The organism is Arthrobacter sp. sptzw42 (genome assembly GCF_059089685.1).
Window position 1 is genome coordinate 1 of the sequence record NZ_JBNHEX010000006.1, and the last position, 14191, is coordinate 14191.

The 14191-nt window shown below is 63.7% G+C and carries 12 protein-coding genes and 1 pseudogene; 8 read left to right on the plus strand and 5 right to left on the minus strand.

Annotated features, from left to right (window positions below):
• Positions 1–188 precede the first annotated feature (188 nt).
• From AC5RT4_RS09395 to AC5RT4_RS09410, 4 genes are all read right to left on the minus strand, one after another.
• Positions 189–896 (minus strand): DUF4397 domain-containing protein, encoded by a 708-nt coding sequence (locus tag AC5RT4_RS09395; protein WP_494105555.1) that lies wholly within the window; start codon positions 894–896, stop codon positions 189–191.
• A 120-nt stretch (positions 897–1016) separates the two neighbouring features.
• The gene (locus AC5RT4_RS09400) at positions 1017–1646 is read right to left on the minus strand and encodes a dihydrofolate reductase family protein (protein ID WP_494105556.1); all 630 of its coding nucleotides are present in this window, start codon (positions 1644–1646) and stop codon (positions 1017–1019) included.
• A 136-nt stretch (positions 1647–1782) separates the two neighbouring features.
• Positions 1783–2061: a YciI family protein gene (locus AC5RT4_RS09405; RefSeq protein ID WP_494105557.1), complete on the minus strand. Its 279-nt coding sequence runs from the start codon at positions 2059–2061 to the stop codon at positions 1783–1785.
• A 187-nt stretch (positions 2062–2248) separates the two neighbouring features.
• Positions 2249–3127 carry a CAP domain-containing protein gene (locus tag AC5RT4_RS09410; protein WP_494105558.1) on the minus strand — a complete coding sequence of 293 codons (879 nt, stop codon included), beginning with the start codon at positions 3125–3127 and terminating at the stop codon, positions 2249–2251.
• 88 nt (positions 3128–3215) lie between these two features.
• On the opposite strand from AC5RT4_RS09410, the gene AC5RT4_RS09415 reads away from it, so the two are divergent.
• Positions 3216–4553, plus strand: a complete 1338-nt coding sequence (locus AC5RT4_RS09415; protein ID WP_494105559.1) for a cation:proton antiporter — start codon at positions 3216–3218, stop codon at positions 4551–4553.
• Here AC5RT4_RS09415 and AC5RT4_RS09420 read toward each other — a convergent pair.
• A complete protein-coding gene (locus tag AC5RT4_RS09420; protein WP_494039561.1) occupies positions 4517–4681 on the minus strand; it encodes a hypothetical protein in 165 nt (54 codons plus the stop codon). The two genes, AC5RT4_RS09415 and AC5RT4_RS09420, sit on opposite strands and share 37 nt — an antisense overlap.
• A 245-nt stretch (positions 4682–4926) precedes the next feature.
• On the opposite strand from AC5RT4_RS09420, the gene AC5RT4_RS09425 reads away from it, so the two are divergent.
• From AC5RT4_RS09425 to pntB, 7 genes and pseudogenes are all read left to right on the plus strand, one after another.
• Positions 4927–5352 carry a YciI family protein gene (locus tag AC5RT4_RS09425; protein ID WP_494039560.1) on the plus strand — a complete coding sequence of 142 codons (426 nt, stop codon included), beginning with the start codon at positions 4927–4929 and terminating at the stop codon, positions 5350–5352.
• 4 nt (positions 5353–5356) lie between these two features.
• Positions 5357–6609, plus strand: a pseudogene (locus AC5RT4_RS09430) (RNA polymerase sigma factor).
• Between the two features lie 230 nt (positions 6610–6839).
• A complete protein-coding gene (locus tag AC5RT4_RS09435) occupies positions 6840–7922 on the plus strand; it encodes a TerC family protein (protein WP_494105560.1) in 1083 nt (360 codons plus the stop codon).
• A 717-nt stretch (positions 7923–8639) separates the two neighbouring features.
• Entirely contained in the window at positions 8640–9839 is a 1200-nt protein-coding gene (locus AC5RT4_RS09440; protein ID WP_494105561.1) for a pyridoxal phosphate-dependent aminotransferase, read from the plus strand.
• The gene (locus AC5RT4_RS09445) at positions 9836–10795 is read left to right on the plus strand and encodes a 2-hydroxyacid dehydrogenase (RefSeq protein WP_494105562.1); all 960 of its coding nucleotides are present in this window, start codon (positions 9836–9838) and stop codon (positions 10793–10795) included. The genes AC5RT4_RS09440 and AC5RT4_RS09445 overlap by 4 nt, the downstream gene beginning before the upstream one ends.
• 125 nt (positions 10796–10920) lie before the next feature.
• Entirely contained in the window at positions 10921–12474 is a 1554-nt protein-coding gene (locus tag AC5RT4_RS09450; protein WP_494105563.1) for a Re/Si-specific NAD(P)(+) transhydrogenase subunit alpha, read from the plus strand.
• Complete coding sequence (pntB, locus tag AC5RT4_RS09455; protein ID WP_494105564.1) at positions 12471–13946, plus strand: Re/Si-specific NAD(P)(+) transhydrogenase subunit beta; 1476 nt, start codon at positions 12471–12473, stop codon at positions 13944–13946. The genes AC5RT4_RS09450 and pntB overlap by 4 nt, the downstream gene beginning before the upstream one ends.
• The last annotated feature ends 245 nt before the right edge of the window (positions 13947–14191 follow it).

The window sequence follows — 14191 nt, forward strand, 5'->3', positions numbered from 1 at the left end:
GATCGAAAGAGCACACGTCTGAACTCCAGTCACTCTTGGAAATCTGGGGGGGGGGGGTTTTTTTTGGAAAGAGGGGGGGGGGGGGGGGGGGGACAGAAAAACGCAGGAGGGGAGCAGGGGAAGGTAACCCCCCGCTGCGAAGGATGATAAGTGTGGGCGCTGCTGCCCCGCACGCCGGTGTCATGGAGTCAGTGGCGGCTGCGCCCCTTCTCGGAGTCGACCACCTGGACCGCGGTGGCCAAAGTACCGTCAGCAAGGCTGCCCCAGGCGTACACGATGGTGTTCTTGCCGCCCTCCACGGTGATGTTGGCCGGTCCGATCACGGGGTTGGTGGTCCCGGCAGCGGCAACGGAAGCCGAGATGGTTCCGGCCTTCAGCTTCAGGGTGGCTTCGTCAGGATTGCTGAGCTCCTCAATCACTGCGGTTCCCCCTGCCAGGACGTCAACGGAGGGCGCCGCTGCTACGTGCCTCACCGTGAGTTTGCCCTTCGCGTTGTTGCGGGGGGCCTTGGTGTCATTGGTGAAGAGCGTCGCTGTGGGGGCGCCGTCAGCGTTGAGGTGGGCCACCGCCGTATAGTTTTCCCCTTCGTCGAGTTCGACAGTAACGGGCCCGATCACCGGATTGTTGGCGCTGGTGGCGTCTGCTGCCGTGATGGCGATTTCGTAGTCGCCGGCCGAGAGTTCCAGCGGGCCGGCCAGACTTCCGGGCGTGAAGTCGTCCAGGGTGCGGTTACCATCCACCCATACGTCCACGGTCAGGCCGGGAACACCGTGCAGGACCGAGAGTTTTGACGGGTCTTCGCCGTGGTGGTGCCAGCCGCCGGCCTGTGCCGGGCCCGCCAAGGCCAGTACGGCCGCGAATGAGAGTGCTCCGGCAGGGAAAATCTTGTTGCGCATTTCAAACTCCTCAGAGGGACGCCCGGGGGACGGGCTGTGCTTGTGCGGACACCTCTACTACCGGAGCAGCAGCCTCTGTGGATGCAAACTGTAGAACTTTTTTGGTTCGCTGGCCTGCCCTCAGGCCCGGCTCCTGCCTGGCGGCCCGTCAATCACGGTAGGAACGTACTCGAGCAACTGGAGGCGGCCGTCAAACGTCCTGCTGTCCACCATCTCCAGCGAGACGTCCGGGTAGCCGTCGTAAATCCGCTCCTGCCCTGTTCTGCCGGTGATAACAGGGAAGACGACCAGCCGGAACCTGTCCACCAAACCGGCGGCCAGGAGGGAACGGCAAAGGCTGATGCTGCCGAGGGTGCTCAAGGGCCTGTCCCCGGTCCGCTTCATTTCCCTCACGGCCTCCACAGCGTCCCCGGCGATCAGCTCCGAGTTCGGCCAGGCGAGTGGCGCCTGCAGGGTGGAGGAGAAGACAATCTTGGGCACGGCGGCCAGGCCGGAGAGGCTGGCCCCCTCCTCCTCTGAGAAACCCGAGCTGTTGGCTGCGGCTTCTTCCGACATGCCGGACATCAGCCGGTAGGTGTTCGCGCCCATCAGGAAGGTGTAGTCCTTCTGCCCCTCCTGCTCGAGCCACGCAAGATATTCCGGCCCCTCCAGACCCCACCACCCGGGCCATCCATCGGCCGAGGCATACCCGTCCAGGGAAATGATGAAGTCAACCATCAGGCCCGCCGAGGGCGCCTCTGTCTCAGCCATGACCGTCTCCTTTGATGGCAGGTGCGGGCCATGCTATCCCTGCCATGAGCGGGCACTCAAGGGGTACGCGGGTTCGGGACTGCCGCTGCCGCTGTTTGCCGCTGAAGCGGTTTATAAGCAGTCGGATTCCGGGGTGCTAGGCGAAGCGCACCGGGTCCCATTCAAGGATCCGTGGGACAGCCAGCCCCTCGACCACAAACGGATCATCCTCGATGAACCTTTCGGCATCCGCCCGTGAGGACAAGATTCCCATGGACGACCCGGCCGGATCCGGTGTCAGGAAGGGACCCAACGCAAGCAGCCCGCCGCCGTTTGCGTGGAACGCCTCGAAATAGGCCTGATGGCGGGGGTAGGCTTCCACAACCCGTGATAGGTCAACGCCCTCAGCGAGGCTGTACATAACGATGGACTCCATGCGGCCGATCCTACCTGCCGCCGCCCCCTCAGGCGGCAGGTAGATGCATACCTTTCGGCCGCCGTCGAACGCTGTTAGCGGTGCAGGAAAGCCCACAGATACAAGGAACGACGGCGGTATACCGCCGTCGTTCCTTGTATCTGTGCGGGCATCCCCCGGGTTCTACCGCCGGGCAGGATGCGTTGGCCTACCTCGCGTAGGTGGCGAAGTTCTGGGTCGCCACCAGCTGCGCCCCGTAGGGTGAGCCGGCGGAGAGCCTGGCTGAACCAAAACCGAAGTCCGTCAGGCTGGCGTTGAGCATATTGGCGTTATGTCCAGGAGAGGCCTTCCACGCAGCGAAGAGCGCGTCGGCGTCAGCGTTCACTGCAATATTTTCCGCGGTACGGGTCCAGCCGGACGGGATCTGGCTGGATGCGTCAGGATTGTGCCGGAAGCCGGAGCGGCCCTGGGCGTCGATGTCCGCCTTCATGGTGTTTGACCAGTTCTGGGCTACGGTTTCCAGTCCCGCGTTGTACCGCAGCGCGGCAAGGCCGTTGGCTGCGCGGTACTCATTGACAAGCGCGAAGGAGCGCTGGGCGACGGCGTTGGATGAGGTACCCGTTGCGGCAGGCGCTGCCGGGGCAGGCATAGCCGGGGCGGGTGCGGGCGCCGGTGCGGCCGGAGCCGGCCGGGCCGGAGCGGGGGCCGGGGCCGGGGCCGGAGCGGCAACCGGTGCTTTAACCGGGGCGGCCGGGGCGGCCGGGGCTGGAGCCGGAGGTGCAACCACAGGCGCCGCTGGGGGTTCGGGAGCTGCTGCCGGGGCCGCAGCGGGAGACGACGTTGCGGGCGCTGGTGCTGGAGCGGCCGACGCAGAAGCATTGGCGGTGGGTTTGGCCGCGGCCGATGGAGCCGCGGAAGCCGACGCGGCACCAATGGATGACGGGGACTGCACACCGGCGGCAGTCCACGAGGGCCAGTCAAAGGGCCAGGAAAAGGCGCCCGCCGAAGCGGAACCGGCGGTCAGCAATCCGCCGGCCAGGACGAGGACGGTCAGGGAGGCAGCGACATGTTTCTTCTGTTTTCGCATCAGAAGACCGTATCCGCTGCTCCGGTCCCCCTGCATATTGCGTGACGCCACTCACTGCGGACACGCGGGCGGGGGCGCGGGCAGGGGTTTGGCCGGCTACTTTCTGCTGAATATCGGCTGGAAGTTCAGCGTCGGGCAGGCACCGTCCCAGACCAGCATGGCGCCGTCGCTGATGGTGGCGGTAGCTTTGGGTTACCTTTCCTTCACAGCAGCCGAGGTACCGGAGGTACCGCTGATGCCTGGCCTGTCCACATCATTGGTTCTGATTGCCCTGCTTGCTGTGGCAGCGCCCCTTGCGGCCCGTTTCCTTGACCGCGTAGTCAAGGTACCGATCGTGGTGTTTGAGATTGTCCTCGGTATCCTGCTTGGTCCCAGTCTGTTGGGGTGGATCCAGTCCAGCCAGTTCACCGATACGCTGGCTGACTTTGGGCTGGCCATGCTCTTCTTCGTTGCCGGTAATGAGATTGATTTCGCTGTGATACGAGGCCGCCCCGCGAACCGTGCAGCCCTTGGCTGGGTTGTTTCACTGGCGGCCGGCGTTGGGACGGGTCTACTTGTGGCTCCCGCGCCGGAAGCTGCGGTGATTATTGGAGTCGCCTTGTGTTCGACTGCCTTAGGCACGCTGCTGCCCATCCTTCGCGACGCCGGCGAGTCCAGGACGCGTCTTGGTGTCGCGGTTACTGCTTTGGGTGCTGCCGGGGAGTTCGGTCCCCTGGTGGCCATCTCGCTGTTCTTCAGTGGGAGGGAGCTGGGACCGGCAACGGCGGTCCTGGTCGGGTTTGTTATCCTCACGGGGCTGGCAATTTATTTTGCCTCCCGCGCGCGGCACTCCCTGCTCCACTCCCAGGTCACCAAGACCCTGCACACCAGCGGCCAGTTCGCCGTCCGGTCCATCATGCTCATTCTCAGCGTGCTCGTTGTGTTGAGTATGGTGTTGGGGCTGGACATGCTGCTGGGCGCGTTCGCCGCCGGAGTCCTCTGGAAGGTCGCCATCGCGAGGGCTCCCGAACACGACCGGCATGTCATTGAAATGAAAATCGACGCCATCGCGTTCGGGTTTCTGGTGCCGGTCTTCTTTATCAATACGGGCATCGACTTCGACCTGAGGGCGCTTACCGGTAACCCTGCCGCCCTCGCGTTGGTCCCCTTGTTCCTGGTCCTCCTGCTCATCATCCGAGGTCTGCCGTCGCTGCTGGCCGCTCCCCCTGGCTCAACCCCCGCCGGCAAGCGTGCCATCATGCTGTTCGGGGCAACGGGGTTGCCCATTGTCGTGGCGGTGACAGCCATAGGCCGGGACGAGGGGCTCATCCCAAGCGGCGTTGCGTCCGCGCTGGTGGGTGCGGGAATGCTGTCTGTGCTCCTGTTTCCGTTGCTCGCCCTGGGTCAGCTTCAACGGAGTCCCTCGGGCACGTCACCGCGGGACTGAACTTCTACGCCGCGGAGGAAAGCCAGGCCGCTGGCGGCCAACTCGTCCTGGCTCGGTGCGAGCGGCCGCCAGATCGAGGCGGCGACGGCGATGGCGGCATTATCTGCAGTGAAACTTTCTATGTTCACCGGTCCGCTGTAGCCCACCTCGTCCAAAGCCTGCAGAAAGCGCGTTCTTTTCCGCCAAGGGATAAACGACTGCCAGCTATCAGGGCAATAAGCGCAGTTTCTGACAATAAACACGTTCCGGGCAAAGCTTTGCCGTGAAGAATCTTTGAATAAAATTCTTCTGGTCCTTGTCGATCCGGTGTCCGCCTATTCGACGCGATAGTAGAAGGACGCATCAGGTGTCCTCAACACGAAGGAGAAGAACAGTGAAGTTCATGCTGATAATGCGCGCTACCGATGAGGCAAAAAAGGCATACGAAATCGCCGATATCGAACAGATCATCAACGCGATGGGCGCCTACAACGAATCGCTGATGAACGCCGGGGTGCTGCTGGCCGGTGAAGGGCTTTCCGATGACATGAGCGAAGCGTTTGTTGTCGACTTCTCGGCCGAGCAACCCATCGTAACGGACGGTCCCTATGGGGAAACCCACGAGCTGTTCAATGGCTTTTGGATTATCCAGACCGCCAGCAAGGAAGAAGCGGTCCAGTGGGCCAGCCGGTGCCCCCTTGGCCCGGGCAGCAAACTCGAAGTCCGCCGCGTGACCGATATGAGCGACTTCGAAGACTTCTCCGACAACGAGTTCCTTCAGAAGGAGGCCGGCTGGCGCGAGGAACTCAACCAGCCCTGACCCCATGGCCGACAAGCACGTCACCACCTCAGCACCCGTGCTCCAGCGGACCCTGGACGCGGTGTGGCGGATCGAAAGCGCGCGGATCGTTGCAACACTGGCCAAGGTGACCGGCGACGTCGGTCTGGCGGAAGACCTCGCTCAAGAAGCCCTGATCGACGCCCTGAGGCAATGGCCCGAGTCTGGCGTCCCGGAGAACCCGGGCGCCTGGCTCACGGCCATAGCCAAACGCAAGGCGATAGATGCCTGGCGCCGCCGGGAGCGGCTCAACGAACGCTACCGCGCCATCGCCCACGACCTCACGGAGATGACCGAGGACCAGTGGCAGCCGATCCCGGATGATGTGCTCCGGCTCGTCTTCATCGCCTGCCACCCCGTGCTTTCCCGCGAGGGGCAGGTCGCCTTGACGCTGCGAACCGTCGGTGGCCTGACCACCGAGGAAATCGCACGGATGCTGCTCGTACCCGTCGCCACCGTCCAGCAGCGCATCGTCCGGGCCAAAAAGACTCTCGCAGCCGCGCAGGTCCCCTTTGACACGCCTGAGCCCAACGAGTGGAACGCCCGCCTGAGCGCGGTGCTTGCCGTGCTGTACCTCATCTTCACGGAAGGTTACGCCGCAACAACCGGTGACCGATGGATCCGCACCGAAGTTGCCAACGAAGCGCTGCGCCTGGGCCGCGTCCTGGCCGGCCTGCTGCCGCGGGAGCCCGAAGTTCACGGACTCCTTGCCTTAATGGAGTTCCAGGCGTCCCGGTTCGCGGCGCGCGTCAACCCCGACGGCAGCCCAATCCTGCTTGCAGACAGGACAGAGCACGCTGGGACAGGACCCAGATCGGCCGCGGCCGTGCATCCCTGGCACGTGCCGACGCGCTCGGCCGCGGAAGGGGAAACTACTGCCTGCAGGCTGCCATCGCTCAATGCCACGCAACCGCCCGCAGCTTCGAAGAAACCGACTGGCACAAAATTGTGCTGCTCTACGAAGCCCTCGGACGCCTGGCGCCGGGCCCCGTCGTCGAACTTAACCACGCCGTAGCGGTTTCCATGGCCACCGGACCTGCTGCCGCCCTTGAAATCGTGGACCGCCTCGCCGCCGAGGGGGCCCTCCGCCGCTCACACCTCCTGCCCAGCATCAGGGGAGAACTGCTCACCAGGCTGGGAAGAACGGCTGAAGCCAAAACCGAACTGCTGCAGGCAGCCGCCTTCACCGCCAACGAACAGCAAAAAACAATCCTGCTGGCCAAGGCAGCCGGCCTCTGATATTGCCTCAGGTGCCGGCGGGACCGCTGAAGCGGCACCGACGGTGACCGGGCGGGTGGAGCTAGCAGGTGCCTGTGCGTTAGCATTTTTGTATCAAGGGGAGTACTCCCGTCGCGATTGACCCGTCACTACGGATGCAGCAATGCATCCCGGGTCGTCGGTTCCGGTTATGTCCGGGCGGAGGAGACCTTGGCGCCTATGTCCGACGCCTACCCTTTGGAGTGCCCACCATGCAGGTCACACCCCTAATCTGGTTAATCACTATTGCCGTGACTGTCCTCTTCTTCGTCTACGAGTTCTTCGCGCACGTGCGCAAACCCCACGAACCGACCATCGCCGAATCCGCGCGCTGGTCCGCCTTCTACATCGGGCTCGCCCTGTTGTTCGGCGCCGGCATCGGACTGGTCTCGGGCTGGACGTTCGGCGGCGAGTATTTCGCGGGCTATCTCACCGAGAAGGCCCTGTCGATTGACAACCTCTTCGTCTTCCTCATCGTCATGGCCGGCTTCGCGGTACCGAAGAAGTACCAGCAAAAAGTGCTGATGATCGGGATCGTCATTGCCTTGGTCCTCCGAGGCGGGTTCATCGCCATCGGCGCGGGACTCATTGCAAACTTTTCGTGGATTTTCTACATTTTTGGCGCCCTGCTGCTCGTTCTGGCCTACAAGCAGGCGTTCGGCAGCCATGACTCCAACCCGGCTGACGGCAGGTTCATGCGGCTCGTGCGCCGCATCCTGCCGGTGACCGATGAGTACCACCAGGACAAGCTCACCGTGAAGAAGGGCGGCACGCGGTTCGCCACACCGATGCTGCTGACCATCATCGCGATCGGCTTCGTGGACCTCATCTTCGCCGTCGACTCCATCCCCGCGATCTACGGCCTGACCAACGAGGCGTACATCGTCTTTACGGCCAACGCCTTTGCGCTGATGGGTCTACGCCAGCTCTTCTTCCTCATCGGCGGACTGCTCGAACGCCTGGTCTACCTCGCGCAGGGACTCGCCGTCATCCTGGCGTTCATTGGCGTGAAACTCGTCTTCCACGCACTGCACGTCAACGAGCTGTCCTTCGTTAACGGCGGGGAGCCGCTCCTTTGGGCGCCCGAAATCCCCATCTGGTTCTCGCTGCTGTTCATCGCAGCCACCATCGCCGTCGCCACACTTGCAAGCCTTACCAAGACCCGCGGGGAGGCGAAAATGAACGACGGTCACCTGGTGGACAGCGAGCAGGTAACCGCAGCCCATGCGGAGGACGGAAACGCGGAACCTGACGCCGGCGGGACCACGAGTGCCACTGCGGAAGCCTTCAAGTAGCTGCGGCACCGGGGGCCTGACAGGGCGGACGGAAGGAGCAGACCGGTAGCTAAGAAAGACTGGTTGTAAGACAAAGAGTGGGGCGGCGGGCAGAAACCCGCCGCCCTACTCCGGTGGTTCGGGCCTTCTTGGCCCGGGCCACCCAGGCATATCCACTCTCCCTGCATTAGCAGGTAATCGCAGGAGCTGTAGCAACGGTCAGGAAACGATTCTGCGCCTTAGCTGCAAGGGGAAAAAACATGTTGACGTCCGGCTCAAATCGTCGGGTCCGGTGACCGTTTGGCTGCAGCTGGATGCTAGCTGCAATTGCCAGACGGTACCGAAAAGGCCCGGGTTCGTACGTCGACAGCGATCTCGGCGTCCGCTAACCGCAGCCGCACCCGCCGCCCTGGACCGCCCTAAGGCGGGGGCCACATTCAGGCAGGCGCCCGGCAACCTTCCCTTTTCATACTGCAGGCCGCAGACGGCCTGCAGTATGGGCAGGATCAGCGCCTGCGGGAGCGCGCCCCACCCGACGCACTGGAGTACGACGGCGGAAAGCGGCAGGTAACCAAGCGTCCCGAACTGTTCTGGGAACCAAGGATCAACGCCTTCGAAAGGTAACCTTCCCGTTGGGAAACATCAACGGTATATTTATTGCTGGCAACTGATATATAAGTTCTATAACAGTTGGTTTGCTGAAGGATCGATCGTCCACTCAATGAGGAGTAAGACAGAATGAAACAACTCGCGCACCGGCTCGAACGGCTGGGCACTGAAACCGCCTTCAGCGTCGCCCAAGCGGCCGCCGCCTGGAAAGCGAGGGGGAACCCCGTATACCCCTTCCACCTGGGCGACATCAACATCCCTACCGCCCCGCATATCGTCGAAGCCATGAACCGGGCGATCGCCGACGGCCATACCGGCTATTGCCCCGGCCCGGGCATACCGCAGTTGCGGGAGGCCCTTGCAGAAGATATCGGAACCCGCCGAGGTATTGAGTTCTCCCCGGACAACGTCGTGGTGATGACGGGAGGCAAGCCCGTTATCACCAAGTTCCTGCAGGCGGTCATGAACCCTGGCCAGGAAGTGCTCTACCCGAACCCCGGCTTCCCGATCTACGAATCACAGATCGAGTACCTCGGTGGCACTGCCGTGCCTTACCGTTACCTGCCCACGCCCCAGGGCTTCGCGATCGATCTCGACCAGGTCCGCGCATCAATCACACCCAATACTGTCGCAATCATCTACAACGACCTGCAGAACCCCATCTCGGCCGAGTCGACCGCTGCTGAGCGGGAGGCAATCGCCCAGCTCGCGCAGGAGCACGACCTCTGGGTACTCTCCGATGAGGCGTACTTCGAGACGCGCTACGAGGGTCTCTCGAGCTCGATCGCGTCGCTTCCCGGCATGGCGGAGCGCACCGTGATCCTGTACACCTTCAGCAAGAAGTTCGCCATGACCGGATCCCGCCTGGGCTGTGCCGTCGCCCCAATCGAGATCGCCAAAATCCTCAGCACACTTAACACCAACGATGAGTCGTGCACGACGCACTACGTGCAGTGGGCCGGCATCGAAGCGCTGCGCGGCAGCCAGGAACCCGTGCAGCAGATGCTCGACATCCTGCGCGGGCGCCGGGATGCCGCATGTGAACTTGTCAACGACATCTCCGGCGTACATGTCGCGGTGCCGCAGTCGACGTTCTACCTGTTCCCCGATGTCACCGAGGCCATGGAGCGCATGGGGTATACGGCAGTCGGCGATTTCGCTTCCGCAGCGCTGTACGAAACCGGCGTCTCCTTCTGCACGCGTGAGCATTTCGGCCGCCGCCAGCCCGGCGAAGAGCGGCAGTACATCCGGCTCGCCTACTCGGGCATCGACGTCACCGATATCCACGATGGCCTCGGCCGCCTGCGCAAGTGGATCGAGACGGCATGAGCCGGGTCGTCGTCACGGGACGGGTACCCGAAGCCGCACTTGAGAAGCTGCGTACCGAGCACGAAGTCGATGCCTGGGAGGGTCCGGAGTCGATCGGCCGCGAGGAGCTGCTGCGCCGGGTAGAGGGTGCCGATGCCGTGGTGAGCCTGCTGACCGAACGCATTGACGCCGAACTGCTCGACGCCGCCGGCCCACAACTCAAGGTCGTCGCGAACGTTGCCGTGGGGTACGACAACATCGACGTGCCCGCCTGCACCGAGCGGGGCGTCGTCGCCACCAACACACCGGGTGTGCTCACGGAGGCCACGGCCGACATCGCGTTCGGCCTCATCCTTTCGGCGACCCGCCGGCTCGGTGAGGGGGAACGGCTCATCCGCTCCGGCCAGGCCTGGAAGTGGGGCATGTTTTTCCTGCTCGGCAGCAGCCTGCAAGGCAAGACCCTCGGCGTCGTCGGTATGGGCGGCATCGGCCGGGCGACTGCCCGCCGGGCCAAAGCCTTCGGAATGGAAATCGTCTACCAGTCCCGCAGTGAGATCGACCCCGCGACCGCAGCCAACCTGGGTGCCCGGCGGGTCGATCTCGCTGAGTTGCTGGCCATCTCCGACGTCGTCTCCCTGCACTGCCCCTACGGGCCGGCCACGCATCACCTGATCGGCGTCCAGCAACTCGCGGCGATGAAGAGCACGGCGTACCTTGTCAACACGGCGCGCGGACCGATCGTTGACGAAGCAGCCCTCGCTTCTGCCCTCCGCGAGGGACAAATCGCGGGCGCCGGTCTCGATGTTTTCGAGAAAGAGCCCGACGTGCACCCTGGATTGCTTGAGCTTGAGAACGTGGCGCTCGTGCCCCACCTCGGCTCCGCTACTGTCGAAACGCGCACCGCGATGGCGATGCTCGCCGCAGACAACGCGCTCGCCCTTCTCAGCGGCGAACAACCGGCCACACCGATCAATTAGTGGCACCGGGCGGACTTCTGAAGGAACAGCATCTCAGTCGTTCTGCACTGCCCGTGCCTTAGTGGAGCAACTGCTGTCCCCGGCGACGCAACTTCCCAGGCACCACATCTTAGAGAGAGAAAACAGTGACGCGTATAGGCATCGTGGCCGAGTTGGGCCGCGAAACGAGGGTGGCGGCAACGCCTGTCACCGTGAAACAGTTGTTGGGTTTGGGCTACGACGTTGTGGTCGAGAAGGGCGCGGGTGAGTCCGCTTCCTTCCGGGACGATGCGTATGTCGATGCGGGTGCCTTGCTTGTTGGGGCTGACGAGGCGTGGGGCAGCGACGTTGTGCTGCGGGTCAATCCGCCCACCGAGGATGAGATCGCCCGCCTCGCTGACGGTGCCACTCTTATCGGGATGCTTAGCCCGGGGTTGCGGCCGGAGTTGGTGGAGGCGTTGGCGGCCCGTCCAATCACCGCTTTGGCTTTGGATGCGGTGCCGCGGATCTCGCGGGCGCAGTCGATGGATGTCCTCAGTTCGATGGCGAACATCGCCGGGTATCGTGCCGTCATTGAGGCCGCGCATGAGTTCGGCCGGTTTTTCACTGGGCAGGTCACCGCAGCGGGCAAGGTCCCGCCGGCGAAGGTCCTCGTCGCCGGAGCCGGTGTCGCCGGCTTGGCGGCAATTGGCGCTGCCAGCAGCCTGGGCGCGATCGTTCGCGCTACTGATCCGCGGCCTGAGGTGGCGGATCAGGTGAAGTCCATTGGTGGTACTTACCTCAAGGTTGAGGTAGAGGAGGAGATGAAGTCCTCTGACGGGTATGCAAAAGCAACGTCCGAGGCGTACAACAGGCGCGCAGCCGAAATCTACACCGAGCAGGCGGCTGATGTCGACATCGTCATCACCACGGCCCTGATCCCGGGTCGGCCCGCTCCGAAGCTGCTCACGGCGAACGATGTGGCAGCGATGAAATCCGGCAGTGTCATCGTGGATATGGCTGCCGGGCAGGGCGGGAATGTGGAAGGCTCCGTCGCTGGGGAGCGGGTGGTAACGGAGAACGGTGTGGTGATCCTGGGGTATACGGATCTTCCGGCGCGTCTTCCGGCGCAGGCGTCCCAGCTGTACGGGACAAACCTGGTGAACCTGCTAAAGCTCCTGACCCCGGACAAGGACGGTCAGCTGCGGCTCGATTTTGCGGATGTGGTGCAGCGGTCGGTGACGGTGGTGCGCGAGGGCGAGAAGACGTGGCCGCCACCGCCGGTTCAGGTCTCCGCCGCACCGGCGGCCAAGACCCAGGCTGAGGTTGCCGAAAGTCCTGGGCCGAAGAAGAAACAGGGCCTCAGCCCGGCCGGTAAGGCCGGGCTGTTCGCCGCGGGGATCGCCGCGCTGTTCCTGGTCAACGCGGTTGCCCCGGCGCCGCTGCCGCAGCACTTCACGGTTTTGATGCTCTCGATCGTGGTCGGGTTCTATGTGATCGGGAAAGTCCACCACGCCCTGCACACCCCGCTGATGTCAGTAACTAATGCGATCTCCGGAATCATCGTGGTCGGTGCCCTGCTGCAGGTCACCTCCGAGAACATCGTGATGCAAGTGCTCGCCGCCGTCGCGGTGCTGCTGGCCAGCATTAACATTTTCGGCGGCTTCGCCGTCACCCGGCGCATGCTCGCCATGTTCTCCGCCGGGAAGGTCCGTTCATGAGCGCCGCCACCGCAACAGCAGCAACACTGACGAGGAGCCTTACCGTGACTGACACCGTCTCCGGTCCGTTGACCGCCGACTCCATCGCGGGGGCGGCCTACATCGTCGCGGCCCTGCTGTTCATCCTCAGCCTCGCCGGGCTGAGCAAACACGAGAAGGCCCGCGCGGGGGTCGCCTACGGCATCACCGGCATGGTCATCGCCCTCGCCGCCACCATCTGGCTGACACTCCAGGACGCCTGGGGCACCGGCCACGCCCTGACCGGCCTGGGCCTGCTGGTCGCCGCGGTTCTGGTCGGCGGGGCCATCGGACTCTGGCGCGCCCGGGTGGTCGAAATGACCGGCATGCCCGAACTCATCGCCCTGCTGCACAGCTTCGTCGGCCTCGCCGCCGTGCTCGTGGGGTGGAACGGCCACCTCGAAGCCCCTGCGTTGTCTTCAGACCTGATGGCGATCCACCACGCCGAGGTGTTCATCGGCGTGTTCATCGGCGCTGTCACGTTCACCGGCTCCATCGTGGCGTTCCTGAAACTTTCCGCCCGGATGAAATCCTCACCCCTGATGCTGCCAGGCAAAAACGCCATCAACCTCGGCGCCCTCGTTGTGTTCATCGTCCTGACGGTCTGGTACGTCAACGACTCCCAGCTCTGGCTGCTCATCGTTGTCACGGCCCTGGCCCTGGGGCTCGGCTGGCACCTCGTGGCCTCCATCGGCGGCGGCGACATGCCCGTGGTCGTGTCCATGCTCAACAGCTACTCCGGCTGGGCCGCCGCCGCCGCCGGCTTCCTGCTGAACAACGACCTGCTCATCATCACCGGCGCCCTGGTCGGCTCCTCCGGTGCATACCTTTCCTACATCATGTGCAAGGCCATGAACCGGTCCTTCATCTCCGTGATAGCCGGCGGCTTCGGCATCGCCGCCCCAGCCAGCAAAGGGGACACGGACCAGGGCGAGCACCGGGAAATCACTGCCGAAGCCACCGCGGAAATGCTCACCAACGCCTCGTCCGTCGTCATCACCCCCGGTTATGGCATGGCCGTCGCCCAGGCCCAGTACCCCGTCGCTGAACTGGCCAACCAGCTCCGCGAAAAAGGCGTAGACGTCCGGTTCGGCATTCACCCGGTCGCCGGGCGCCTGCCCGGGCACATGAACGTCCTCCTTGCCGAAGCCAAAGTCCCGTACGACATTGTCCTGGAAATGGACGAAATCAACGACGACCTCGGCGACACCTCCGTGGTCCTGGTCATCGGCGCGAACGACACCGTCAATCCCGCCGCCGCCGAAGACCCGGGAAGCCCCATCGCCGGGATGCCCGTCCTCAAAGTCTGGGAAGCCGAGAACGTCATCGTGTTCAAACGCTCCATGGCCGCCGGCTACGCCGGCGTCCAGAACCCCCTGTTCTACCGCGACAACTCCCAAATGCTCTTCGGCGACGCCAAACAACGCGTCGAAGACATCCTCCGCGCCTTCTGACCGAACGCACCTTCGAAGATGAGAAGAGAGACCATGCCCAGACGTCGAACAGCAGTCCATAGCGGGGCTCAGACAGCACTTCCACCAGGTAGGCCCAATCAGGGTCTTGGCGCTGAAGACGCACTTTTTGCGCAGGCTTTTGGCATTGACGACTATGCAGCATCTCCTTGGATAGGCCTTCACTACAGACACGAGTTGTTGCTGCACTGCAATCACGAATTATTGGAGCAGCGGAAGGACTAGGC

Coding starts and splice junctions, on each gene's coding strand:
- AC5RT4_RS09400 (WP_494105556.1), bottom strand. CDS start 1,646: ATGGCTGAGACAGAGGCGCCCTCGGCGGGCCTGATGGTTGACTTCATC.
- AC5RT4_RS09445 (WP_494105562.1), top strand. CDS start 9,836: ATGAGCCGGGTCGTCGTCACGGGACGGGTACCCGAAGCCGCACTTGAG.
- AC5RT4_RS09410 (WP_494105558.1), bottom strand. CDS start 3,127: ATGCGAAAACAGAAGAAACATGTCGCTGCCTCCCTGACCGTCCTCGTC.
- AC5RT4_RS09405 (WP_494105557.1), bottom strand. CDS start 2,061: ATGGAGTCCATCGTTATGTACAGCCTCGCTGAGGGCGTTGACCTATCA.
- AC5RT4_RS09440 (WP_494105561.1), top strand. CDS start 8,640: ATGAAACAACTCGCGCACCGGCTCGAACGGCTGGGCACTGAAACCGCC.
- AC5RT4_RS09435 (WP_494105560.1), top strand. CDS start 6,840: ATGCAGGTCACACCCCTAATCTGGTTAATCACTATTGCCGTGACTGTC.
- pntB (WP_494105564.1), top strand. CDS start 12,471: ATGAGCGCCGCCACCGCAACAGCAGCAACACTGACGAGGAGCCTTACC.
- AC5RT4_RS09395 (WP_494105555.1), bottom strand. CDS start 896: ATGCGCAACAAGATTTTCCCTGCCGGAGCACTCTCATTCGCGGCCGTA.